Origin of the sequence: Hirschia maritima DSM 19733 (genome assembly GCF_000378345.1) — a bacterium.
Taxonomy (GTDB): domain Bacteria; phylum Pseudomonadota; class Alphaproteobacteria; order Caulobacterales; family Hyphomonadaceae; genus Hirschia; species Hirschia maritima.
The window spans coordinates 187,977-212,374 of sequence record NZ_KB899548.1; the positions used below are offsets into that span (position 1 = coordinate 187,977).

The following is a 24,398-nucleotide window of genomic DNA, read 5'->3' on the forward strand; positions in this document are numbered from 1 at the left end:
GCGGCTCCCAAGTGGAGCCGCCCTTTTTTATGCGATGTTCATTGAAGTTATTAAGTGTTGGAAAGGCTTAACCCGCACCACCCACAGTGATTGCATCGATTTTTAGGCTTGGTTGGCCTACGCCGACTGGGACGGATTGGCCTGCCTTGCCGCACGTACCTACACCATCATCTAGAGCGAAGTCGTTACCGATCATAGAGACCTGTTGCAGTACGGTTGGTCCATGGCCAATAAGAGTAGCGTTTTTGACAGGTGCGCCAATTTTCCCATCTTCGATCATATAAGCTTCTGTGCATTGGAAAACAAACTGGCCATTTGTGATGTCCACTTGTCCGCCACCAAAATCTACTGCCCAGATCCCGTTTTTAACCGATTTGATCATTTCTTGTGGATCGTGGTCACCAGCGGTCATGAAGGTATTCGTCATACGTGGCATCGGTGAGCAGGCGTAGCTTTCTCTGCGTCCATTACCAGTCGCATCGACACCCATTAGGCGCGCATTCATGCGATCTTGCATGTATCCTTTCAAAATACCGTCTTCAATCAAGACAGTGCGTTGTGTTTGAGTTCCTTCGTCATCGAACGAGAGTGATCCACGTCTGTCTTGGATAGTCCCGTCATCGATGACTGTTACGCCTTTGGCCGCAACTTGCTCACCCACTTTTCCGGAATAAATAGAAGAGCCTTTCCGGTTGAAGTCGCCTTCAAGACCGTGTCCAACTGCTTCATGAAGCAATACTGCGGGCCAACCGGGACCTAAAACGACTGGCATTTCTCCAGCTGGTGCAGGGATGGACTCAAGATTGACTTCCGCTTTTTTCATGGCGCGTTCAGCAAGAGCTTTCCAGCGGGCAGGTTGGATCCATTCATCATATGCTGCGCGACCACCTGCACCAGCGCCGCCAGTTTCACGTCTGCCGTTATGTTCCATAGTGATTGAAACATTCAAACGAACGAGGGGGCGGGCTTCTGATACAATTGCACCGCCTTGGCGCATAATTTCAATTTCCGAACGAGAGCCTGCAAGTGATACGGAAACTTGCACGACACGTGGATCTTTGGCGCGACACCAAGCGTCGATTTCAGCGAGAAGAGAGGTTTTTGCGCCAAAATCCGGTACTTCAGTTGGGTCTACATCTGCATATAGACGTGAATTGACTGGTGCGGGCGGGGCTGCCAACGTGCCTTGGCGGCCTTGTTTTGCTGCGGAGGCGGCGTCTGCCGCGCGTTTGATCGCGGCCTCTGTTAATTCACTCGCGTGTGCGAAGCCTGTTGTTTCCCCGGAGACGACGCGCAGGCCAAAACCCATTCCAGTGTCAAAAGCGGCTGATTTTAAGCGGCTGTCATCAAAAACAAAACTTTCTGACCGTGCAGATTCTACATATAGCTCGCCATCATCGGCACCATTGAGGGCGTCGTTCAAAATTTTCGTGGCAGCACTTCGATCATAAAGCTCGGACATATAAGAAATCCATTTGAATATTACCGTGGAAGGCGGGTAATTTATAAGTTTATAGTTAATTCAATTGTTACGGGTGGGGGAGCCAATATTCAATAGATAGATTGCTACAATTTAAAACAATTACAGGGTTTTGTTGAAATTGGTTCGCAATTTGAGTCGGCGTTGAATGGTTGTTTCAATTGGTTCTCGATTGATTTGAGTTGGCGCGGCAATAAGTCTCATCACCATTTTTTCGCCTTTTTTCATTGAGTTTTTAAGGCTTTCTAGCAATAAATTGGTGAAAACCAGCTGCTTTCCCACTTCACTGACTTTTCAAAGGCCAAGAGGTCATGTTAGCGAGGGGGCAAATAGGCGAATTGTGCGCTGTTTTAGGTTTGTTAACTTGAAATGTGTGCCAATTCAGATTGGTCCTGATTAAATTGCGCGTTTGATATGTTGTCTGACGGGCGTGAAAGATTGAGGGAGACGCGCAAAGCTATGCGTTTGCACGGATTAAAATTGGGCGCTGCTATGGCAGGTGCTCTAATGGTAGGCGCAGGGGCTGCGTTTGCCAATGAACCATCACCGATGGCAATAGGGCCGCAGCCTGCAGCTTCTAAAGCTGCCGAACAGGTCACGTTCTTTCATGATTATGTCATGGTGATTATCACATTGATCACAATTTTTGTGACGATCCTGCTTGGAATTGTTGTTGTTAAATACAACGCGAAAGCAAATCCAACGCCAGCGAAATTCTCGCACAACACAATGATTGAGGTTATCTGGACAATTGCACCAGTTCTAATCTTGTTTGCGATCGCTATTTTGTCTTTCCCGTTATTGTTTACTCAGGATGTAGAGCCAACTCGAGAAAAACTTGAGAGTGGTGAATATGCTGAGCTGACAGCTGACGATTGGATCACGATCAAAACATATGGTCGCCAATGGTACTGGTCTTACTTCATCGATAAAGAAAATGCTGATGGTGAAGTGGAGACTGTTGAATTTGACGCTCGTATGATCCCAGATGCTGACATCCCATCAGTTCCAGGTGCTCGTCGCAATCTTTCAACAGATTATGCACTGGTTATTCCTCAAGGTAAGTATATCCGCCTGAACTTAGCGGCATCTGATGTGATCCACGCTTGGGCAATGCCAGCTTTCCGTTTGAAAACTGATGCTGTTCCCGGGCGTTTGAACCAACTTTGGTTTAAAGCTGAAAAGCTTGGCGTGTATTACGGTCAATGTTCAGAGTTGTGTGGACGTGATCACTCATTCATGCCGATTGAGATGCGTATTGTTCCACAAGACCAGTACGACAGATGGTTAGAGCTTGCTGCCAACGATATTGATGAAGCTCAAGCGTATATAGATGAAGTGGCCCCGCGCCCGGTATCACCGGTGCAAGTGGCCTCGGCCCAATAAGAATTAAAGGAGCGAAGGTCCCATGACGACGGAACCGACGATCAAAAGAGAAGCAGTGGCCGACCACCATGATGGTAGCCACAATGATCACCCAAGCGTTTGGAACCCAATGCGCTGGCTAAACTCTACGAACCACAAAGATATCGGTCTTATGTACCTTTTCTTTGCGATGTTTGCAGGAATTATCGGATTTGGTTTATCCGGTATGATCCGTATGGAGCTTATGGAGCCAGGCGTTCAATACTTTGATGGTTCATCATGGTGGGGCGACCAGCACAATTTCAATGTTGTAACGACTATGCACGGTCTAACTATGATTTTCTTCATGGTGATGCCTGCTCTTATCGGTGGTTTTGGTAACTACTTCGTACCGATCATGATCGGTGCACCGGATATGGCCATGCCGCGTATGAACAACATTTCATTCTGGTTGATGCCATTCTCATTCGCGCTCGCACTGATCTCTATGTTTGTGCCGGGTGTAAGTGAAGCTTCCAAAGGTTTTGGTGGTGGTTGGGTTCTGTATCCGCCGCTTTCAACATCTGGTCACCCAGGTTCCTCAATGGACCTATTGATCTTGTCACTTCACATCGCTGGTATTTCTTCAATTTTGGGTGCGGTGAACTTCATCGTAACAATCTTGAACATGCGCGCACCGGGAATGACGATCCACAAAATGCCTCTATTTGCTTGGGCTTTGCTGATCACTGCATTCCTTCTTGTATTGGCTCTACCTGTTCTTGCTGCTGCACTGACAATGCTTCTGACTGACCGTAACTTCGGGTCTCAGTTCTTTGATCCTGCAGGTGGTGGTGACCCAATCATGTTCCAGCACTTGTTCTGGTTCTTTGGTCACCCAGAAGTGTACATCATGATCCTTCCAGGATTTGGTATTATTTCTCACATCATCTCTACATTTTCTAAGAAACCAGTCTTCGGTTATCTAGCTATGGCATATGCTATGGCAGCTATCGGATTTATCGGTTTCATCGTGTGGGCGCACCACATGTACACAGTAGGTATGGGCGTTGAGTTGAAAGCATACTTCGTTGCTGCAACTATGGTTATCGCCGTTCCAACAGGGGTGAAAATCTTCTCATGGATTGCCACAATGTGGGGCGGATCTATCGAGTTTAAAGTTCCAATGCTTTGGGCGATCGGTTTTGTGTTCTTGTTCACCGTTGGTGGTGTAACAGGTGTGATGCTTGCAAACGCTGGTGTCGATCACATGCTTCACGATACTTACTATGTGGTTGCTCACTTCCACTACGTATTGTCACTTGGTGCGGTGTTCACATTGTTCGCTGGTTGGTATTACTGGTTCGAAAAAATGTTCGGCTTCAAATACAATGCACCTCTAGCTGGTCTCCACTTCTGGCTAATGTTCATTGGTACGAACATGATCTTCTTCCCTCAGCACTTCCTTGGTCTGAACGGAATGCCACGCCGCTATGTTGACTACCCTGATGCATTTGCATTCTGGAACAAGATTTCAACATTCGGATACTTCGTCACAATGGTTGCAATGATTGTCTTCTTTGTTGGTCTAATCTTATCGATGATCGCCCGCAAAAAAGGTCAAGCAAACCCATGGGGTGAGTACGCAACAACACTAGAGTGGACACTGTCTTCACCACCACCATTCCACCAGTTCAACGAACTGCCTGTGGTTAAGAAAACAGACCACCACTAGGTGTAATGTGCAGGTCGTTTGATTAAAAAGATCGACCTGTCTCTATTTTCCAATCGCTCTTCTGTGCTGTCTTACAAGTCAGAAATAGGGGAGCGATTGAACCGTTAGAATGAGACCATGAGCGATATAGCGAATACATTTGAAGACGAAACACGCATCGCCAGTTTTGGTGATTACGTGCAGCTAATGAAGCCGCGCGTCATGATGCTTGTGGTCTTTACAGCATTTGCTGGTTTGATTGCCGCGCCGGGTTCTATGAATTGGGTAACGGCTTCGGCTGCTGTGCTCGCTGTCGCATTGGCTTCGGGTGCTGCTGGTGCACTCAATATGTGGTATGATCATGACATTGATGCAATTATGGAGCGTACAGTTGTACGTCCCATACCATCAGGATTGATACCGCGTGATGAAGCGCTCGGTCTCGGTCTGATTATGTCTTTTGTGTCTGTAACGATTATGGCGCTGGCCAGTAATCCACTTGCAGCGGGCATTTTAGCATTTTCGATATTCTTTTACGCAGTGATTTATACTGTGTGGCTCAAACGCTCTACGTCTCAAAATATCGTAATCGGTGGGGCTGCTGGTGCATTCCCTCCCATGATTGGATGGGCTGCCGCGACAGGCGAAGCACCTTTGAATGCTTGGTTGCTATTTGCTATTATTTTCTTTTGGACGCCACCGCATTTCTGGGCCTTGTCTCTTTGGACAAGCAAAGAATATGGCAAGGCAGGTGTGCCTATGCTGCCTGTAACTCATGGCGCTAAAAACACTCGTCTTCAGATTTTACTTTATTCTATCCTGATGTTGCCCATTGGTCTTTTGCCAGTTGCAACGGGACTTGGTGGTTATGTCTACGCCATTGCAGCGCTTGGTCTAGGGCTGTGGTTCCTATGGGCGGCAATTCGTGTGTATGCGTCCAAAGCGGGTGATGACACCGATATTGGGCAGGCTGACCTAAAGCACGCGAAAAAACTGTTTGGAATCTCAATCGTATATCTCTTTTCATTGTTCGCAGTATTAGCGGCTGAGCAGGGGCTAGGCTTTCACTTTGCAACTCCATTCGTGATCGGAGGACTAGCATGAGTGATGTAAATGCAGCAGAGACGTTGAAATTGACTCCGGCTCAGGAAAAAGCACGTAAGAAGCGTGGATTATTGCTTGCTCTGGCATTGTTTAGTTTTGTTGTGTTGGTGTTTGTAATTACTTTGGTTCGCCTTGGTGAAAATGCAGCGGCAGTTTCAAAGTCGAGAGATTTTTCCAATCCGGTAAAATATTTTGCAGATGATGGTACTGAGATTGATGCAAACGGTGAAGTTATTGGACCCGTTGCATTAGAAGCACCTGAAGCAGACAAAGAGGAGACATCGAAATGAAGATGTCTCGAAATCATAAAACTGCTGGGATTGTAGGGATCATTGCCGCTGGAATGCTGGGGTTAGGTTTTGCTGCTGTTCCACTTTATGATGCGTTTTGCAAGATCACTGGATTTGGTGGCACGACGCAGATTGCAAGCAAGCGCCCTGAGCAAGTGTTGGATCGCGGTGTAAATGTGCGTCTTGATACAAATACTGGAACGAAAACAGGTCTTACATTTAAAGCGATTGATCGTGTTTTTCCAATTAAGCTTGGTGAAACGGGAATGGCTTTTTTTGAAGTATCGAATGAAACAGATAAGCCGATCGTGGCGATGGCATCTTACAATGTTGCGCCTCACAAAGCTGGACCGTATTTCAACAAATTAGAATGTTTCTGTTTTGAGGAACGTGTATTTGAACCGGGTGCCAAAGAGCGACTGCCCGTTATTTTTTACATTGATCCGCATTTAGATGGTGAGAAACAACTCGACGACATCACAGAAATTACGCTTTCGTACACGTTTTACGATACGAATGCAGAAAAGAATCAACAAACCGCTTGGCTGAACAATGGGGTTACTAAGAATTAAAACCGTACGGCTATCGGGAATTGTAATAGAAGAACGCGACTATAATTAAGGGAAAAGGCAATGGCGCACGCTCCACCTAAACATGACTATCACATTGTTGATCCGAGCCCGTGGCCGGTTTTGACATCATTGGGATTATTCACACTCGCTCTTGGTGGTGTGGCCTACATGAAAGGACTTTTTGGAATTGCAGAAGGTAATATTCTGACAATTCTTCCTGGTCTTCTGATTATTGTTCTTGTTTGTACAGCTTGGTGGTCTGACACCATCAAAGAAAGCCGTGCAGGCGATCACACACCTGTGGTTCAACTTTCATTGAAATACGGGATGATCCTCTTTATCGCTTCAGAGGTTATGTTCTTCGTTGGTTGGTTCTGGTCATTCTTTGAAATGGTTATCTTCCACGAATTCCGTGCAACAGGCATGGACATCGCATTGCACGAAAACCTTGCTGCATGGTCTAACTGGCCGCCAATGCAGAACGATGGGCATCAAGTTCAAACTTTTGACCCGTTCCACTTGCCACTGATCAACACATTGATCCTTCTTCTATCTGGTACAACTGTGACATGGGCTCACCACGCGCTTCAGCAAGGTGATTATAAGGAAGCCAAAACAGGTCTGTTCATAACAGTTCTTCTTGGTGCATTCTTCTCGGCTCTGCAGGTGTTGGAGTACATGGAAGCAGGATTCTCTTTTGATGGTTCGCTTTACGGCTCTGCCTTCTTTATGGCGACTGGTTTCCACGGTGCACACGTGGTTATTGGAACAATCTTCCTTGCAGTATGTCTATTCCGCTTATTAGCGAAAAATATGACTGCAGAGAAACACCTCGGATTCGAATTTGCCGCATGGTATTGGCACTTCGTTGATGTAGTTTGGTTGTTCCTATTCGCATTTGTGTATGTGGCACCCCACATCATTCTTGGTGGTGGCGGAGGTCATCACTAAGTAGATTTAAGAAAGCCTCGAATTATGACAAAAGTCTCCCCGTTTTCAGCTGGTCTAAATTGTAAATGTCCAGAGTGCGGGGAGGGAGATGTTTTTCAGGGCTATCTTAAAATGCATGAAGAATGTTCTGCTTGCGGAGCTGACTTCACAGTCGCAGATTCCGGTGACGGTCCAGCTTTCTTTGTCATGTGGATAGCTATGATCGTCATCGTTCCCATTGGGATGTTGTTTCACTTGTGGGTAAACCCGCCGATCTGGGTTCATTTGTTGATCTTCCCACCAGTGATAACTCTTTTCTGTTTATGGCTTTTGCGCCCAGCGAAATCTTTGCTTTTCGCATCGCAATGGGCCAACAAGGCAGAAGAAGCGCGTTTTGAACGACACGCAGATCAACAAGACTAGGCGCTTATTGGAATTGAGCTGATAATTGTGCCTGTGATGGAGCACATTGCTTAAATGTATTTTCGTCCTCTTCCTGTTATGACTGTATGCAGCCTGGTTGTGTTGGGCCTTTTGCTTTGGCTTGGCCAATGGCAGTGGCAGCGTTCAAGTTGGAAGGCCGACTTGATCGAACAATATTACGAACGCGAAGCAGCTGGAGAGCTAAGTCTGAAAGCGCTCATATGCTCGGCGGAAAATGACACGCAACGTGCAAAAACATATCCATCCAATGCAGTTTCACCGGAATGGCTTAGAGTATTTGGACAATCGACAGATGGTCGTCCTGGTTGGCGCATTTTTACAGCAATAGAGCAGCCACCATGTATGTCGGGGGCTTTATTGGCAGAGACTGGATTTGAAGGCTATGATGGGAATGTTGAACTAATCAACACTCTAAGGTTGACGCAGATGAAAGAGAATAAGTCTGCTTTTTCAAATGAAAACTCGCCTGAAACAAATGAGTGGTATTGGTTTGATTTATCTCCAATGGAAGCTGCATTGTTTCCAACCGGTGACAATGAATTGAACAAAGAAGTAATTCTTCTTGCAGGCAATGGTTTGCCCGCTGATCTAACACAAACACCGCCTTCAAAACATATTGGCTATTCTTTAACGTGGTATGGGATGGCAATTGCGCTATTTGTGTTGTACCTCGCTTTTCATATTCGTGCTGGGCGATTGCGCTTTAGCAAAAAGAACAACTAATTGATGAATAAGGCGGATTGACCCCCATGCGCTATATTTCAACTCGTGGCGGCGCTGAGCCGGTGGATTTTGTGACAGCTAGTCTTGCTGGTCTCGCGCCTGATGGTGGATTGTATACGCCTCAGGAGTTTCCAACGATTGATCGTCCAGCTCAGGATGAACCGTATCATGTGACGGCTGCACGTATCCTCAAGGCATTTGCTGGCGACACGATTGAATATGATATCATTGAAGGGCTTGCTGCCAAAGCATATGGTGCATTTTCGCATCAATCAGTTGCACCGCTTACTCAGATTGGGCAGAGCAAATGGATGATGGAATTGCACCATGGTCCAACATTGGCATTTAAAGATGTTGCGATGCGTTTTATTGCACAGCTTTACGATTACGCTTTGGGCCTTCGTGGTGAACGCATGACGATTGTGTGCGCCACATCTGGTGACACAGGTGGAGCTGCAGCCGCAGCATTTGCAGGTGCTGAAAATGTGGATGTGATGATCTTGCATCCGCACAATCGTATTTCGCCAGTGCAGCGTGTTTTCATGTCGGCTACCGGTGCAAGCAATATCCATAATTTTGCGCTCGAAGGGGATTTCGATCAGTGTCAGGCGATAGTGAAAGAACTGTTCGCTGATGAACAAACAAAGCGTCGATTAAACCTATCCGGTGTGAATTCCATCAACTGGACACGTATCGCTGCGCAGTCTGTTTATTTTGCAACAGCGCAAGCTCAATTGGGTGCAGATGCCAAAATTCGTTTTGTTGTGCCATCGGGTAATTTCGGTGATGCATTGGCGGGATATGTTGCTGCCCGTTCCGGATTGCTCAATGGATTTGAATGTCATGTGGCTGTGAATGCAAATGATGCAATGGCGCGTTTGCTGGCAGGTGAGAACCTTGAAAAAGGGAAGACCACACCCACAGCGAGTCCAGCGATGGATATTCAGGTACCGTCTAACTTTGAGCGTTTAGTGTTTGAAGCAGCTGGTCGTGATGGTGGCGTGATTAAAGCGGCTTATGACCAGTTGGCCAAAGAAGGCTCAGCACCTCTTCCAGAAAAAGCCATTGGGCCACTTGGATGTATGGGCTTTAAGGCGAGTTCGGTCACGGATGCAGAAACATTTGTGGAAATGCAAAAAACGCTTGAAGAAACAGGTTGGCAGGTATGTCCACATACTGCTGTTGGATTACACGCTGCACGTCACAATCCTTCGGAAGCTGATATTGTGGATGTTGTGTTATCAACGGCTCACGCAGCAAAATTCCCTGAGACGGTAAAAAAAGCGATCGGGCAGGATGCACCTTTGCCATTGCGTGCTCATGAGTTCACGTCTCGTCCAGAAGTTTTTGAGACGGGACCTATGGATATCAGCCATGTGAAAGAACGAATGGTTGCTCTCTCTCGGGTGACTGCTTGAACAAATCTTTAGCCCATTTAAACGATGACGATCGAGAGCTGTTGGTATTCCCAAATGGAGCGCGGCTCGTTCTTGATCCTATGCCACACGTTAGAACTGCAAGTGTTGGTGTGTGGATCAATGCTGGGGCAAGAGATGAAACAAAAAGCAATAATGGAATTGCGCACCTTTTAGAGCATATGGCTTTTAAAGGTGCTGGCGGCTTGGGAGCACTGGAACTCGTACAATCTGTTGAGGATCGAGGTGCGATACTAAATGCATCAACGAGTTATGAGCGCACGGGCTTTTATATCCGAAGTCTGGCTGATGACGCTGCAAATATGATCGGTATTGCTGCTGGCTTGGCCCTAGATCAGCATTTGCCTCAGGATGAGTTGGATCGAGAAAGAGGCGTTGTTCTTCAAGAAATCGGTGAGGCGGCGGACCAAGCAGAGGACCTTGTGTTTGAATTGGCGCAATCTGCTTCTTGGCCGAACCATGCTGTCGGGCGTTCAGTTCTGGGCACTGAAGATACTCTAGCAGACATTGGCATTGCTCAGCTTAAACGGTTCGTTGAAGAACATTATGTGTCAAACCGCATTGTGATGTCTGTCGCGGGTGGGTTTGATCGTGAAGAGATTATTGCTCAAGCAGAAAAATGGTTGCTCCCTCTAAAGGTTGGTGAACAGCCAAATCGTGTTACTCCTAAATCAGGTCAGGGCGCGATGGTAAGAGAACGCGACACTGAACAAGCGCATTTGGTGCTGTCGATGTCAGCACCAAATTCTTTAACCAATGATCGCTTTGCAGCTAGGTTGTTTGAAGAGATATTTGGTGGTGGAATGTCGTCGCGTTTGTATCAAGAGGTGCGTGAAAAACGCGGCCTCGCATACACGATAGATGCGGAATTTGATAGTTATCAGGATACGGGACGTTTCAATGTATATTGCGGATGCGATCCTGCAGATGCATCGGATGTTCAAAAAATTGTCAAAGATATGTGGTTTGAGTTTGCTGAAAAAGGACCAACTCAAGCTGAAATGAAACGCGCTATTGCAGTTCAAAAAGCACAATTTGCGATGTCATCTGAAGGGCCTGCTGCCAGGGCAAGTTCAGGTGCATATGAATTGTTCACTTTCAATCGATTGCTGAATTTGTCGGAAGTGTTGCAGCAGATCGATCAAGTTACACTCGAAGATGTGCAGGCTTGTGTTCAGTCTTCAGTTAATGATGCGCGCACTGCGAGTTGTGTCGGGCCAGCCGAAGCACTTGATGCAGCGTTTGAATTTTCCGGCGATTAACTTTGTAAATACATTAAGTAAATTTGTGTGGAATCAGTTCTTATCCTCTCTCGCTATTTTAAACATGGCAGTTTAGACTCCAATCTTGAATCAGGAGTAATTCGATGACGCGTGTGGATGAGACAACGGCTATTCGAGCAGCGAGAGCAGCTGTTTGGCATTGGTCGAAACTTGATGCGCGTCTGACAATTGAAGCAGAGCCAGCCAGTCCTCTCGAGCACATGGCGGGAGAGTGGACACTCGAAGAGTTTTTATCTCAATTAGATGGGCTGGCACGTTCGGGTGTTGAGAAAACGCTCAACGGTAAAAATACTGATGTTGCCATTGATCAAAAAGTAACGCTTCGCAATGGTGATGCTGCGCGAATTATCGGATCAGTTATTGATAATGGTACGGCGAGAGGTTTGCTTTATGCGCGGAGCAAATCAAGCCAACACAAAATCACCAATGTAGATGGTTTGGAACCGGTATATCAACCGATTTGGAACGCTAAGACATTTGAATTAGCCGGGTTTGAAGCGTTGGCGCGCTGGCGTACACCTACCGGAGAGCTGATTGGCCCAGAAGGGCTTTCTGAATTTGGATTGGCTGCAGATTGGACTCATGTTGCGCCAACTATGCTTGATAAAGCGGCTAAAGCTCTTGCAAGGTTTCGAGCCAGCGTTGGTGATGTCTTCATGCAAGTGAATTTATCTGCTGCTGAAATTGCTCGAGCTGCGTTAGTGCAAGAAGTTGAAAGCATTATTCGAAGCTGTGGATTGCCACGAGATGTTTTGAGAATCGAATTGACTGAGCAAGCTGCACTTAGAGATGTTAACCGTGCTCTTGGTGCTTTTGCAGCTTTTCGTGCAGCAGGTGCAGGAATTGTTTTAGATGATTTTGGAGCAGGGCATTCTTCTCTAGCGTGGCTTGCAGATATTCCTGCTGATGGTTTGAAGTTGGATCAACGCTTGACGTCTATGATGACTAGACCAAGAGGGCGCATTATCATTAAATCGATAATCGAGTTGGCGCATGAATTAGACATGACGGTCACAGCCGAGGGTGTAGAAACGCAAATGCTCGCCAAACAAATGCAGGATGTTGGGTGTGACTATTTGCAAGGGTTCATTAGTGGAGAGCCAATTTGTGAAGATGCAGTGTTAGAGTTTTTGCGCTCAAACCAGACACCTCTATCCTTGCAGCCCATGGATGTCAGCCTTTAAGCTTGTCCACCTTGAGAGTGAAGATTTTCGGGAGAGACACCAATACTTGCGAGTGCACGATTCCATTTGGTATTATAGGATCTATCATAGACAAGTGCCTCGCTGGCATCGGCAACTAACCAGACATTATCCATGATCTCTTCCTCTAGCTGACCTTCACTCCATCCAGCATACCCCAGCGCTAAAACTGCTTTTTCGGGAGGTGTATCTGAAGCTAGAGCTAGTAAAACATCCTCAGTTGCCGTTAAGCATACTCCGTCGGTAATTGGAGCGGTCGTGCCTTCGGCGTCATAATCATCAGAATGCAAGACAAAGCCACGTTCGGGACGGACTGGGCCACCTTGGAGCAAAGGAATTTGTCCTTTGGGAGGGCTATCCATTCCCAATTGCTCAAATAATTCATCACACCCAAGATCTGGCATCGGACGATTAATGACGATCCCCATCGCATGCTCTTCATTGTGAGCACACAATAAAATGACCGCGCGCTCAAAGAGGGGGTCTTTGATCGTTGGTAATGCGATTAAAACTTTACCTTGCAGTGAACCGTCCAAAACTGCTCTCCAATTCCGAGGAAATGCAAGGTCGCTCTAAATTAACCATTCCGCAAGAGAGGTTAGGATGAAAAGTTATAGAATTTTCGAGAATGACTATAGTTTGTCGTCTAAACGAGATTGCACGAGGCACAAGCTGCGGTAACATCCCTCAATGTTAAATTTGTGGTGATTCATGTTTGAAACTGAATCCTAAAACTAAGGGACAAAAAATGGCACTCTCAAAAGGTGATGCATTACCGGATTTTGATTTCACAATTATGGGTGAGAATGGACCAGAGGCTTTATCAATTAAAGATCTGACAAAAGGTGCAACCGTCGCGCTTTTCTCAGTGCCGGGTGCTTTCACACCAACATGTTCAGTTAGCCACTTGCCTGGCTTCGTCGATAAAAAAGATGAGCTAAAAGCAAAAGGCGTAGACAAGATTGCCTGTGTATCAGTCAATGATGTGTTTGTGATGGATGCATGGGGTAAAAGCGCGGGTGTTGGAAGTGACGTTATCATGCTTGCAGATGGAAACGCTGAATTTGCGGAATTGACAGGCACTCAGCTTGATGGTCGCGCTTTTGGAATGGGCCCACGTTCAAAACGTTATTCTATGTTGATTAAAGACGGCAAAGTTGTTGAATTAAATATAGAAGAGGGTGGTGAGTTTAAAGTTTCTTCTGCTGAATATATGCTTGCCCAGCTTTAAACACAATTGAGTATAGAATTCTGACATAATTCGTTATTTCTTGAATTATATTGGATTTTTACTTCGCTGCATGGTAAAATGAACAAACATTCATTATCGAAAGGGACGTTATGGAAGGTTATTCTATAGTAGCTATAGTTGGGATCGTATTTGCAGTATTTGTTGTTATGAGTGCGGTTCAGGTCGTGCCTCAAGGACACATGTATACAGTTGAAAGATTTGGTCGATATACAACGACTTTATCACCGGGGCTTTCTTTCATCGTACCGTTTTTTGACCGCATTGGTCACAAAGTGAATATGATGGAAACTGTGCTTGATGTTCCTCAACAAGAAGTGATCACAAAAGATAACGCGATGGTTTCATGTGATGCTGTTGTGTTTACACAAGTGGTTGATGCAGTGCCTGCTTCATATGAAGTGAATGATTTGCATCGTGCGATTACAAACTTGGCGCTGACCAATATCCGTACCGTTGTTGGTTCTATGGATTTGGATGAAGTTTTATCCAACCGTGATGACATCAATGCGCGTCTATTGAGCGTGATTGATGCTGCAACAAACCCTTGGGGCGTGAAAGTGACACGTATCGAGATTGCGGATTTATCACCGCCAGCTGACATTACTGAAGCTATGGCGCGCCAGATGAAGGCAGAACGTATCAAGCGTGCTGAAATTCTTCAGGCGGAAGGTGATAAACAATCTGCAATTTTGCGAGCTGAAGGTGAAAAACAATCTGCAGTACTTCAAGCAGAGGGACGTAAAGAAGCAGCTTTCCGTGATGCAGAAGCGCGTGAACGTGAAGCCGAAGCGGAGGCTAAAGCTACAAAAGATGTATCTGAAGCTATTGCAGCTGGTGATGTTAACGCTGTGAATTACTTCCTTGGTCAAGAATACATTCAAGCATTTAAAGCGCTTGCGTCATCTGACCAACAGCGCACAGTGATTGTTCCTGCTGAGTTTGCAGGCATTGCAGGTGCGATTGAAGGAATTACATCTTTGACTGGCACCAAGCCGACAAAAGGCGATAAGGGTGGCTCTGGTGGCAATGGTGGATCAGGTTCATCATCGCCGTGGGAAGGATAATTCTCAAATGTCACAAGGCGGACTTAATTTGTCCGCCTTTATCCTCAATAATTTTTAGCAATAGAGATGAAGGAGCCATTTAGATGGATGTTTTGTTTAGTGAACTGACGGTCTGGCACTGGATTGCACTTGCTTTGGGCTTATTGGTTGTTGAAATTGCCGTAGGCACATTTGATCTTTTGTGGACTGCAATAGCAGCTGGTATCACTGCTTTATTTGCATCAGTTGCACCGGAAAGCATGTCGAGTTGGGAATATGAAGTTGGTGTATTCGCAATTGCGGCGGTCGCTCTTGTGCTTGCTGGGCGCACTTTGTTTGGTGGTTTAAGAAATCCCAAATCAACCCACCCAAACCTGAATGATCGTTTCGCAAATATGGTTGGTCAAACTGCGCTGGTAACGAGCGAATTTGTTGGCGGTTTTGGACGCGTTAAGATCAATGACTCAGAATGGCGCGCCCAGTTTGATGGGGGCACCGCTCCAACTGTTGGAGATAGCGTAGAAATCGTATCAGGTGAAGGTTCGACTGTAGTTGTCAAAACTGCGTAATCCCCGACTTAGATTAAAGACTGGAGAGCCCGAACAAAAATTGTTCGGGCTTTATTCGTTTTAGTCTGCCAGCGTCTTTCTATATTCAAGAGCAGGTAAACCGCCCATTCCCCAATTTTCCAACTTAATTTCATCAATTACAACAACTGTAGTTCTTGGGTCCTTGTTTAAAACATCCGAAAGAAGATCTGTTGCACCTTGTATGAGTTTCGCTTTTTGCTCCGGTGTTACGTCACCTTCACGCGTGATTTTTATGTTCACATAAGGCATTACGCAGCTTCTTTCTTTGAAATGTGGAAAATTTTAGAGATGATTTTCCACTCATTTTTAGTTCGGATGATTGTTAGAAAGTCTACAAAATCGCGCTGCCCAATGCTGCAGCGAACTTCCGCAAATGCAGTGTTGTCTCCAGCAAATCGAATACTATCGATTACATCGCGACGCGCTTCGTTTCTATCCGAAGGAGATTCGCGTTTTTCAATGATTTGACGATATCCCTGCATATTTCGAATGAGACCAGGTTTCTCGTCTGCAGTCGCGTACAGGGCCGCGGGATGGAAAACACGATCAAATAATTCCAAATCACAGAAATAGAGCATGTCGAAATATGCGTTTAGAAGTTCTTCGATCTGAGAAAAGTTGGAAGACTTCATGCTGCATTGCCCTCAATTAGGCCTTCCTGTCGTAGTGATTCAACGACAGAAGGGCGGGAAAGAATGCGGTCTAGATAGTCTTTTACATTCTGAAATTTGGCTAAGTCCAAATTTATGAAATTCGACCAATTGAGAATGACAGCGGTATATGCATCGGCAATGCTGAAGGTGTTTCCTGTTAAATACTCTCGACCGTCTGCCAATTGGTTTTCAATGTGTTGTATTTTTTTGTATGCGTTTTGAATGGATTGAGCGCGCAGTTCACCGCTCATATCGGGCGTTCTGAAAAACGGACTATATGCCTTATGAAGTTCGGAACCCGCAAAGCTGAGGGCCTCCTGCAAACGTGCGCGTTCTATTGTGCCATTGAGTGGAACTAGCGATGAGGTTGGTTCTGCATCTGCAATGAATTGCAAGATGGCTGCGTTTTCAGTCAGATGCACGCCTTCTGAGATCTCCAACACGGGAACATAACCATTCGGGTTGATGAGTCTAAAATTCTTACCTGATTCAGTTTTACCTTCAGCGACATCAACCGCCTCTGCAGTAAATGGGATGTTCAATTCGTTTAGCACTATACGTGAGGCAAGTGAGCAGGCACCTGGTTTGAAATAGAGTTTCATATGTCATCTCCTGTGAAACGTTGACGACACTTATTTGATATCCATAGTTTCATTTGCCAACTAGGTTTCTTCTGGTAACTTATGTTTTGTGGTTACCACCAAGTAACCTAGTTTTCGTGCGGTAACTGGAATTTCTAATGGTTCTCAAAGTTCGTAAAAACAAAAGTCCACAACCACCTAAACCATGCGCTCTAACGCACTGCATGGCGTTTATATCAGGTGCATGGGCACCCAATGTCATTTGGGTTTTGAGGGAGGGGCCTAGGCGATTTAGTGAATTGCGAATAGATATTCCGCCAGTATCAGCCAAGGTTTTGTCTACGCGCCTAACAGAGCTTGAAGCGCGTGGAATTATTGAACGAAAAGTGCTGCCGACATCGCCGCCTTCTGTGGAGTATAACCTCACCGAAATTGGAAAGGAGATTGTGCCCGCGTTAGATGCGTTGGTTGCAGTGGGGCACAAATTGAAAACACAGGGGCATGGAGTAGATGATGTTGCGGCCAAGTTGGCTAAGTAAAATTTAGTCCAGTTCTGACGCTTCTTGAGAACCTCTCACAGCGAGGGCATCTGCGCGTTCATTGCCTTCATCACCCGCGTGACCTTTGACCCATTTCCATTCAATTTTATGGCGGCTGCAGGCTTCATCGAGAGCTTGCCATAAGTCTTTGTTTTTGACCGGCTTCTTTGCGGCGGTTTTCCAGCCATTTTTTTTCCAGCCATGTATCCACTTTGTTAGGCCATCTTTGACGTATGTGGAGTCTGTATTGAGAATGACATTTGATGGATTTGTGAGGGAATTGAGGGCTTCAATGGCTCCCGCCAACTCCATTCGGTTGTTTGTGGTGTCTTTTTCGCTGCCAAAGAGTTCGGTTTCCTGTCCATCAGCGACGACCAAAGCTCCCCATCCACCCGGACCGGGGTTTCCTGAACAGGCTCCATCTGTCCATATATGCACACTGTCCGAAGGGGCTATGCGAGCTTTGTGAGGGGGAGTGTGATCTGCCTGTGATACTCCGTCTTCCTCAGGGGAGACGGGGGCTTGTCCAGCTGCTTCGCGAGAACCTTTTACTGCGAGGGCATCAGCGCGCTCATTGCCTTCATCGCCCGCGTGACCTTTGACCCATTTCCATTCAATTTGATGGCGACTACACGCTTCATCGAGAGCTTGCCAAAGGTCTTTGTTTTTGACTGGCTTTTTTGCGGCGGTTTTCCAGCCATTTCTCTTCCAGCCATGTATCCACTTCGTCAGGCCATCTTTAACATATGTGGAATCGGTATTTAGCTCGATCTTGGAAGACGCTTCTAGCGAGTTTAACGCTTCGATCGCCGCCTTTAATTCCATTCGGTTATTGGTGGTGCTGGGGGCACTTCCATAAAGTTCGGTCTCCTGGCCATTATTGATAATGAGTGCGCCCCAGCCGCCCGGTCCAGGGTTTCCCGAACAAGCGCCGTCTGTCCAAATTCGAATAGTATCAGTCATGCTCTGGAGGTGAGATGATTTGTGGAGGAGGTCAAGGGCTGTGTTGCAGCCAAATAAAGGTGCACCCGCCTCGGTGTGAAAGGGTAGGGAGAACCGAATATTATTCAATTGGAATAATGACGGGTGCTTATATTAAGACCGCTATCAGGCCAAAAACCGTAATTGGTTTATCCACCGTAATCAAAAAAGCCCTTGGCTTTGCGGTGAAATCCTAGTTTTTCAGCATACTCTATAGGATTTTTAGGCCTTACTAGGGCATCTTTGGGGGTAGCTGCCCAATCTACTAATCGTGTCAGGAAAAAGCGCATAGCAGCACCACGACACAGGATTGGTAATGCTTCTTTTTCGGCGTCTTCGAGGGCGCGAATTGATTGATAACCTGATATTAGCGCACGTCCCTTAGTCGCGTTGTATTCACCGCGCCCATCTTCAAAACACCATGCGTTCAAACAGATCGCAATGTCGTAGGCGAGTGCATCATTGCATGCAAAATAGAAATCGATCACGCCAGTGAGGTCGTCCCCAAGGAAGAATGCGTTGTCTGGGAATAGATCAGCGTGAATGACGCCGGTAGGCAGGTTTGACGGCCACTTTTTTTCGAGTTCTGCTAAATCAGATTGTATCTGCGCAGTTAGTCCGCCATTTATTGCGTTGGCTTCGGCTTCCCGACCTTCAAACATAGGACGCCATGACTCCACAGAAAGTGAGTTTTGGCGGCTTCCTGAATAGTCGGACAAAGCACTATGAAACTTCGCAAGTCCAATACCTAATTGACGACATTGCTCTACATTTGGTCGGCTCAGCGACATACCGGTTAGGAATGTGATGATAACTGCTGGGCGACCGCACAAAGTACGCAACGCTTTACCATCATTGCCTTTGACAGGAAGAGGGGCCGGATAATTCTTGGATGCCAAATGATCCATGACGCCCATAAAATAGGGTAAGTCTTCTTCATTCACCCGTTTTTCAAAAAGTGTGAGAATGAACCGACTCTTTGGGGTTTCCAGCAAATAGTTGGAATTTTCCACGCCTTCAGCAATGCCCTTAAAAGCGATTGCGGGGCCAATGTCATAATCTGCGAGAAAAGTATCAAGCGATTGATCGTCAACTTCGGTGTATACTGCCATAATAATTATGCATTAGCCCAATTCCTTAGGTGATGTCTTCCCATAATATCGAAAATGCAGCAGTTTTTGAAAGAAAATTGTTCTAATGAGTATGGTTTGGCAATTCAGTTAGATTTACCTTGTCCGACTTCGTTTTCTAGGCCACGCTGGTTAGAGCGCAAAGGGGTGGTGAAAATGTGGATGTTTATTCTTAAAACTGTTGGAACTGCGTTATTCATCGCAGCTCTTTCGGAAGTGGCAAAGCGTTCTACTCTGGTTGCATCATTGATGGTGGCTTTGCCGTTGGCGACGATGTTGACTGTCGCAAACATTTATGTAGATGGCCGCGATGCTGAAAGTGCCACGCGCTTTGCGACGACGACCTTTTTCCTTGTACCACCGGGGCTGGCGTTTTTTGTTGTTTTAATTGGCGGCCAAAAACTTGGACTTCATTTTTGGCCTAGTTTTGCTTTGTCCATTTTGGCAACCGCAGTTTGTTGTTGGGCGGTTGTATACTTTTTGCGCCGCGCCGGTATTGCCCTTTAAGTCAGTTTAAGTAGCAGTAACAAGATTCCAGATACCATAATCCAGCCCCCAGCGAGAATTTTTAGTTTAAATGCGCCGAGGTTCAGCGCGATTTGGCGTGCCATGTAGCCGCCTAATAGCGCGCCCGGTGCGGTGAACGCTATAATGGTCCACGGGACGTTCTCATTTATGATGTGATAGGGAGCGCCTAAAATAACGCTCACACAAGAGATGAGTACGGCCAACCCTGAGCTCGTAATGATGTTGTAGCCACGGGCAAACAAATACAGGGCGACAATTTCGCCTAATCCGACTGAAAACAGAGCATTAGCGAATCCACCAATCGGAGCCAATAATAGCAAAACCTTAAAATCTTGATCTGAAACAGCGTGTTTCAGGTCCGCATCGGTAGTGGATCGATTTTTCAATGTGGTCGCAATGACTGTCAAACCAAGGAAAATCGAAAAAATTTTGAATGAAAAGAAAATCCAGGAAGGGTTAAATCTCGTGAAGTATTGAGTTGCCAACATCGTGGGCAAAGCAAGAGCAAGAATAGCTGCTGCGGTTTTCCAGAATGAGCTGATTGAAATAGAATGACTATTGTTCTCTGGTGAATAAAGCTTTCTACACCAAATGAAAGCTCCCATTGTCATTCCAAAACATTGGATCAGAAAGCTGGCTGCTAGTATGTTGGTTTGCGAGAGTGTGAGGTGTCCACTTTCATTCAGTGTATTGAAAACAGGCAGAAAAACGACACCGCCTCCTGTCCCAGAGGAATTTGCGATAATGGCACCAAGCAAACCAATAAGGGGAAGGTGACTGAGTGATAAAAACTCAGAAACACTTGTATTGGCGCACCAAAGAACAACAACATACGCAATTGCAAGGCAGGCGGGAATTAGGAATAGGAAGTTAAAACGTTTCGTTTGACCTGGCATGTCTAAAGAGCACTAACTAAGCGCGACTGAGCCATTTGGGAGCGTGAAATACCACGTTTTCTTCGGCGGTCACCACGTCTTTGACTTCAACATCAAAACGGGCACGGCATGCTGCGATAACGCCTTGAACTAGTGTTTCAGGCGCGGAGGCACCTGCTGATAGACCTAGTGTGGAAACGTCATCAAACCAGTTCCAATTTATCTCTTCAGCTGAACCGACTAAATAGGATTTTTTAGCTCCTCCGCGCAAGGCAACTTCCACAAGTCGTTGAGAGTTAGATGAGTTGGGAGATCCTATGACCAGCATAAGGTCTGCATTTTGAGCAAGGGCTTTAACAGCTTCTTGGCGGTTAGTGGTGGCGTAGCAAATGTCATCTTTGGCTGGTTCGTTGATATTCGGAAATCGTTTTTTCAAAGTCGCAACGATTTCTGCAGTATCGTCTACTGATAGAGTGGTCTGAGTGGCATAGGCAAGTTTACCGGGATCTTGAGGCTGAATTTTAGCTGCATCTTCTACAGTCTCGATAAGCGTCATTGTCCCATCATTTGTTTGACCCATAGTGCCAACGACTTCGGGATGTCCAGCGTGACCGATTAGCAGAGTATGCAGACCATTCTTTGCGTGACGGGCTGCCTCCATGTGTACTTTAGATACGAGGGGGCAGGTGGCATCAACATATGTCATTTCTCGCCGAGCGGCTTCGGCAGGCACAGCCTTTGGAACACCGTGAGCAGAGAAAACAACGGGGCGATCATCAGGGCAATCATCCAATTCTTCTACGAAAATGGCACCTAAATTTTCTAGTCGGGAAACCACATGACGATTGTGAACGATTTCGTGGCGAACATAAACGGGGGCACCCCATTTTTCGATGGCTTGTTCAACAATATGGATTGCGCGATCCACGCCTGCACAGAAACCACGAGGTGATGCGAGCAAAATTGTCAGTGCGGGCCGCGTTTCCATGATGATTTTTCCTCAAACTCGCATGTTTACTTCAAATCTTGCACATACATAGGCCATGAACTCATTGCGCCCAAGCGCTCAGGGGGCTATCACTGCAATAAATTCAAATCGCATTCAGGTTAAGTGCGTCATTTCGATTCTCGAAACTGCATAACCGGATGTGTCAAAATATGCGAGGAATTTGCGCGTGACAGGACTGATTAAACGTTCAAAACTTGGTGGCTTCATGAAAGTTGCTGGATTTTCTCTTCTGGCTTTGAGTGTTTCAGGCTGTTCTTCTGTGAGAGAGTCACTTGATGACCGTCCAAATGAAGGTCCATGTCCTGTAGCTGCGTCATTGTTTGATGCTGCGCGTAAAGTTGAGATCAAAGGCAATGAAGTTTTTGAGAATGTAGGCTTCACAGGTGAGATTGTCGGCGTACAGAGTTTTTGTCGATACGTTGGTGAAAATCCAATTACGATGGAAATGGAGATCGATTTCGCTTTTGGTCGCGGACCAGCTGCTGAAGGTGTAACGCACGATTACAACTATTTCGTAACAGTCACGCGACGTGGCCGTGCCGTTATAGAAAAGCAGGTTTTGCCGCTGAAGGTGACGTTCCCGGCTGGTGCTGACCGTGTGTCAGTGACCGAGAAAATTGAGAACATTGTCATTCCTCGCGCGAATGCGACGGTATCAGGTTCCAACTTTGAAGTGTTTGTTGGGTTTGATCTCACTGATGAGGAATTGGCATTTAATCGCGCTGGAAAACGTTTCCGCGTGAATGCAGGACAAAAGTAAGATTAAAGGTCCTTTGGGGCCTTTTCATTGAAAAACAGATGTAACAGGCGGACGCTAATTTGAGTGGTCCGGAAAATGAGATATGACTGATATTGCAAATGAATTGAGCAGCGCTGTTGGCGATATTTTTGAAGGCTTTGGTCTTGAAAAAAAGCTGGGTCAAGTGCGCCGCGCAGATCGTCCGGACCTTGCGGATTATCAGTGTAATGGTGCTATGGCTGCTGCAAAAGCCGCAAAACGTAATCCGCGTGAGATTGCTGGTGAAGTAGCGCCTAAGATTGAAGCGTTGGAAATGGTGGAGAGCGTGGATGTTGCTGGACCCGGTTTTCTCAACATCAAAGTATCTGCTGACACCCTTCAAAAACGTGTAGCGTTTGTTTTGTCTGATGAGCAAGCAGGCGGTGGAAAAGTAGAGACATCGCGCTCTGTGATGATGGATTTTGGTGGCTGGAATGTAGCTAAACCTATGCACATTGGTCATCTGCGTTCTACAATTATCGGTGACAGTTTGCAGCGTCTTTTCCGTTTTCTAGGCGATGATGTAACATCTGATGTGCATCTAGGTGATTGGGGCCTACAAATGGGGCTTTTGATTACCGAAGTTCAAGAAGAACAGCCTGATCTTCCTTATTTTGACGTTGATTTTGAGGGGGATTACCCCGCTGAATCACCTGTAAGTATGGCAGATCTTGAACGTCTCTATCCTCAGGCGTCGGGCAAAGCAAAAGAAGACGAATCCAAGAAAGAAGCGGCTCGAGCTGCAACAGCTGAACTACAAGCTGGTCGCCGTGGGTATCGCGCTTTATGGAAGCACTTCTGCAAAGTGACGCAAGTCGGCCTTGAGCGCGAATGTGGTGATCTTGGTGTGAAGTTTGACCTCTGGAAGGGGGAGTCAGACGCGAATACCTTAATCCCTGAAATCGTTGAAGATCTGAAGTCTCGTGAAGTTGCTGAACTTGATGATGGCGCTTGGATTATCCGCGTGGAGCGCGAAGAAGATAAAAAAGATGTTCCACCATTCATGTTGTTAAATTCACAGGGTGCTGTTGGTTATCACGCCACAGACATGGGAACGATCCTTGATCGCAAGCGCGAGAATAAACCAGATCTGACATTATATGTTGTTGATGCGCGTCAGGCGCTTCACTTTGAACAGGTTTTCCGTGCTGCTGAGATAGCTGGATATGAGAAAGAAGCTGCTCTTGAACACATCGGTTTTGGTACGATGAATGGGAAAGATGGCAAGCCATTCAAAACCCGTGAAGGTGGCGTACTAAAGCTTCACGATTTCATTCAACAGGCCAAAGACAAAGCAATTGAACGTCTCGCTGAAACAGGAATGGGTGAAGACTTCTCAGCTGAAGAGCGCGCTGATATTGCTGATAAAGTGGCTCTAGCTGCAATCAAATTCGCGGATCTATCAAACGTTCGAACTAAAAATTACGTGTTTGATTTAGATCAGTTTGTCGCTTTTGAAGGTAAGACTGGTCCGTATCTTTTGTATGCGGCGGTGCGTGTGAAGTCACTAATGCGTCGTGCTAAAGAAGAGGGCATAAAAGCTGGTGAAATCAATCTTGAACTCAAAGAAGAACGCGCACTCGCGCTCCAGCTTGATGCTTTTGAAGGTGCGCTAAAGCTTGCTTATGCCAACCGCACGCCACACGGTATTTGTGATCATGTTTATAATCTTGCTCAAGCATTCTCAAGTTTCTGGACAAACGCGCCAATTTTAAAAGAAGGTGTACCAGCAGATGTGAAAGCGTCTCGATTAGCGCTGGCGCAAGCGACACTGAAACAGCTCGAAACCGGATTGTCATTAATTGGAATTGAAACACCAGAGCGGATGTAATCTAGGGCTGATTAAAATATGTTCAGCGGCGTGAAATTGTTTTGGGAACCAAAATTTCCTATTGACGATTCGTTGTTTCGCTGGGC

The 24,398-nt window shown here is 46.2% G+C and carries 27 protein-coding genes and 1 pseudogene; 18 read left to right on the plus strand and 10 right to left on the minus strand.

Features of this window, described 5'->3' with window-relative positions; all coding sequences use genetic code 11:
* Window positions 1-67 precede the first annotated feature (67 nt).
* Window positions 68-1,462, minus strand: a complete 1,395-nt coding sequence (tldD, locus tag F551_RS0114130) for a metalloprotease TldD (RefSeq protein WP_018998175.1) — start codon at window positions 1,460-1,462, stop codon at window positions 68-70.
* A gap of 432 nt (window positions 1,463-1,894) precedes the next feature.
* Here tldD and coxB point away from each other — a divergent pair, with 432 nt between their 5' ends.
* The 11 genes from coxB (at window position 1,895) to F551_RS0114190 (ending at window position 12,504) form a co-directional block, all read left to right on the plus strand.
* Complete coding sequence (gene coxB / locus F551_RS0114140) at window positions 1,895-2,866, plus strand: cytochrome c oxidase subunit II (protein ID WP_018998177.1); 972 nt, start codon at window positions 1,895-1,897, stop codon at window positions 2,864-2,866.
* A gap of 22 nt (window positions 2,867-2,888) precedes the next feature.
* Window positions 2,889-4,559, plus strand: a complete 1,671-nt coding sequence (gene ctaD / locus F551_RS0114145; RefSeq protein WP_018998178.1) for a cytochrome c oxidase subunit I — start codon at window positions 2,889-2,891, stop codon at window positions 4,557-4,559.
* Window positions 4,560-4,676: 117 nt separating this feature from the next.
* Complete coding sequence (locus F551_RS0114150) at window positions 4,677-5,642, plus strand: heme o synthase (RefSeq protein WP_018998179.1); 966 nt, start codon at window positions 4,677-4,679, stop codon at window positions 5,640-5,642.
* Window positions 5,639-5,932 carry a hypothetical protein gene (locus F551_RS0114155; RefSeq protein WP_018998180.1) on the plus strand — a complete coding sequence of 98 codons (294 nt, stop codon included), beginning with the start codon at window positions 5,639-5,641 and terminating at the stop codon, window positions 5,930-5,932. Before F551_RS0114150 ends, F551_RS0114155 begins: the two co-directional genes overlap by 4 nt.
* A complete protein-coding gene (locus F551_RS0114160) occupies window positions 5,929-6,504 on the plus strand; it encodes a cytochrome c oxidase assembly protein (RefSeq protein WP_018998181.1) in 576 nt (191 codons plus the stop codon). Before F551_RS0114155 ends, F551_RS0114160 begins: the two co-directional genes overlap by 4 nt.
* Before the next feature lie 60 nt (window positions 6,505-6,564).
* On the plus strand, window positions 6,565-7,455 hold the full coding sequence (locus tag F551_RS0114165; RefSeq protein WP_018998182.1) for a cytochrome c oxidase subunit 3: 891 nt from the start codon (window positions 6,565-6,567) through the stop codon (window positions 7,453-7,455).
* A 24-nt stretch (window positions 7,456-7,479) separates the two neighbouring features.
* Window positions 7,480-7,857 (plus strand): DUF983 domain-containing protein, encoded by a 378-nt coding sequence (locus tag F551_RS0114170; protein ID WP_033405132.1) that lies wholly within the window; start codon window positions 7,480-7,482, stop codon window positions 7,855-7,857.
* A gap of 54 nt (window positions 7,858-7,911) precedes the next feature.
* Window positions 7,912-8,601, plus strand: coding sequence for an SURF1 family cytochrome oxidase biogenesis protein (locus F551_RS0114175; RefSeq protein WP_018998184.1), 690 nt, complete (start codon window positions 7,912-7,914; stop codon window positions 8,599-8,601).
* A 26-nt stretch (window positions 8,602-8,627) separates the two neighbouring features.
* Window positions 8,628-10,019 (plus strand): threonine synthase, encoded by a 1,392-nt coding sequence (gene thrC, locus F551_RS0114180; RefSeq protein WP_018998185.1) that lies wholly within the window; start codon window positions 8,628-8,630, stop codon window positions 10,017-10,019.
* Window positions 10,016-11,299, plus strand: a complete 1,284-nt coding sequence (locus F551_RS0114185; protein WP_018998186.1) for a M16 family metallopeptidase — start codon at window positions 10,016-10,018, stop codon at window positions 11,297-11,299. Before thrC ends, F551_RS0114185 begins: the two co-directional genes overlap by 4 nt.
* Before the next feature lie 104 nt (window positions 11,300-11,403).
* A complete protein-coding gene (locus F551_RS0114190) occupies window positions 11,404-12,504 on the plus strand; it encodes an EAL domain-containing protein (RefSeq protein WP_018998187.1) in 1,101 nt (366 codons plus the stop codon).
* Here the strand turns inward: F551_RS0114190 and F551_RS0114195 are convergent.
* Window positions 12,501-13,058, minus strand: a complete 558-nt coding sequence (locus F551_RS0114195; protein WP_018998188.1) for a YqgE/AlgH family protein — start codon at window positions 13,056-13,058, stop codon at window positions 12,501-12,503. The two genes, F551_RS0114190 and F551_RS0114195, sit on opposite strands and share 4 nt — an antisense overlap.
* Window positions 13,059-13,270: 212 nt before the next feature.
* Between F551_RS0114195 and F551_RS0114200 the strand changes: the two genes are divergently transcribed.
* The 3 genes from F551_RS0114200 to F551_RS0114210 all read left to right on the plus strand — a co-directional run bounded on the left by F551_RS0114200 (window position 13,271) and on the right by F551_RS0114210 (window position 15,386).
* Window positions 13,271-13,753: a peroxiredoxin gene (locus tag F551_RS0114200; RefSeq protein ID WP_018998189.1), complete on the plus strand. Its 483-nt coding sequence runs from the start codon at window positions 13,271-13,273 to the stop codon at window positions 13,751-13,753.
* Between the two features lie 110 nt (window positions 13,754-13,863).
* Window positions 13,864-14,838 (plus strand): SPFH domain-containing protein, encoded by a 975-nt coding sequence (locus F551_RS0114205; protein WP_018998190.1) that lies wholly within the window; start codon window positions 13,864-13,866, stop codon window positions 14,836-14,838.
* A gap of 83 nt (window positions 14,839-14,921) precedes the next feature.
* On the plus strand, window positions 14,922-15,386 hold the full coding sequence (locus tag F551_RS0114210; protein ID WP_018998191.1) for an NfeD family protein: 465 nt from the start codon (window positions 14,922-14,924) through the stop codon (window positions 15,384-15,386).
* A gap of 60 nt (window positions 15,387-15,446) precedes the next feature.
* Here F551_RS0114210 and F551_RS0114215 read toward each other — a convergent pair whose 3' ends face one another.
* From F551_RS0114215 to F551_RS0114225, 3 genes are read right to left on the minus strand one after another with little or no spacing between them, the layout of a single operon-like run.
* The gene (locus F551_RS0114215) at window positions 15,447-15,656 is read right to left on the minus strand and encodes a tautomerase family protein (RefSeq protein WP_018998192.1); all 210 of its coding nucleotides are present in this window, start codon (window positions 15,654-15,656) and stop codon (window positions 15,447-15,449) included.
* Window positions 15,656-16,039 (minus strand): nuclear transport factor 2 family protein, encoded by a 384-nt coding sequence (locus F551_RS0114220; protein WP_018998193.1) that lies wholly within the window; start codon window positions 16,037-16,039, stop codon window positions 15,656-15,658. The genes F551_RS0114215 and F551_RS0114220 overlap by 1 nt, the downstream gene beginning before the upstream one ends.
* Window positions 16,036-16,662 (minus strand): glutathione binding-like protein, encoded by a 627-nt coding sequence (locus F551_RS0114225; protein ID WP_018998194.1) that lies wholly within the window; start codon window positions 16,660-16,662, stop codon window positions 16,036-16,038. Before F551_RS0114225 ends, F551_RS0114220 begins: the two co-directional genes overlap by 4 nt.
* Before the next feature lie 137 nt (window positions 16,663-16,799).
* Between F551_RS0114225 and F551_RS0114230 the strand changes: the two genes are divergently transcribed.
* Window positions 16,800-17,180: a winged helix-turn-helix transcriptional regulator gene (locus tag F551_RS0114230; protein WP_018998195.1), complete on the plus strand. Its 381-nt coding sequence runs from the start codon at window positions 16,800-16,802 to the stop codon at window positions 17,178-17,180.
* 3 nt (window positions 17,181-17,183) lie between these two features.
* On the opposite strand, the gene rnhA (F551_RS17645) is transcribed toward F551_RS0114230, so the two are convergent.
* From rnhA (F551_RS17645) to thrB, 3 genes and pseudogenes are all read right to left on the minus strand, one after another.
* Entirely contained in the window at window positions 17,184-17,636 is a 453-nt protein-coding gene (rnhA, locus tag F551_RS17645; protein ID WP_026296856.1) for a ribonuclease HI, read from the minus strand.
* Window positions 17,637-17,705: 69 nt separating this feature from the next.
* A pseudogene (gene rnhA / locus F551_RS17650) lies at window positions 17,706-18,143 on the minus strand (ribonuclease HI); the annotation flags it as partial.
* A gap of 167 nt (window positions 18,144-18,310) precedes the next feature.
* Window positions 18,311-19,273 carry a homoserine kinase gene (thrB, locus tag F551_RS0114245; RefSeq protein ID WP_018998196.1) on the minus strand — a complete coding sequence of 321 codons (963 nt, stop codon included), beginning with the start codon at window positions 19,271-19,273 and terminating at the stop codon, window positions 18,311-18,313.
* A 174-nt stretch (window positions 19,274-19,447) separates the two neighbouring features.
* Between thrB and F551_RS16770 the strand changes: the two genes are divergently transcribed.
* Window positions 19,448-19,798, plus strand: a complete 351-nt coding sequence (locus F551_RS16770; RefSeq protein WP_033405171.1) for a DUF3147 family protein — start codon at window positions 19,448-19,450, stop codon at window positions 19,796-19,798.
* Here F551_RS16770 and F551_RS0114255 read toward each other — a convergent pair.
* Window positions 19,795-20,715, minus strand: coding sequence for a sulfite exporter TauE/SafE family protein (locus F551_RS0114255; RefSeq protein ID WP_018998198.1), 921 nt, complete (start codon window positions 20,713-20,715; stop codon window positions 19,795-19,797). The genes F551_RS16770 and F551_RS0114255 overlap by 4 nt on opposite strands.
* A gap of 16 nt (window positions 20,716-20,731) precedes the next feature.
* Window positions 20,732-21,682 (minus strand): 4-hydroxy-3-methylbut-2-enyl diphosphate reductase, encoded by a 951-nt coding sequence (gene ispH, locus F551_RS0114260; protein ID WP_018998199.1) that lies wholly within the window; start codon window positions 21,680-21,682, stop codon window positions 20,732-20,734.
* Between the two features lie 187 nt (window positions 21,683-21,869).
* On the opposite strand from ispH, the gene F551_RS0114265 reads away from it, so the two are divergent.
* A complete protein-coding gene (locus F551_RS0114265; RefSeq protein ID WP_018998200.1) occupies window positions 21,870-22,463 on the plus strand; it encodes a hypothetical protein in 594 nt (197 codons plus the stop codon).
* Between the two features lie 82 nt (window positions 22,464-22,545).
* Complete coding sequence (gene argS, locus F551_RS0114270; protein WP_018998201.1) at window positions 22,546-24,312, plus strand: arginine--tRNA ligase; 1,767 nt, start codon at window positions 22,546-22,548, stop codon at window positions 24,310-24,312.
* The last annotated feature ends 86 nt before the right edge of the window (window positions 24,313-24,398 follow it).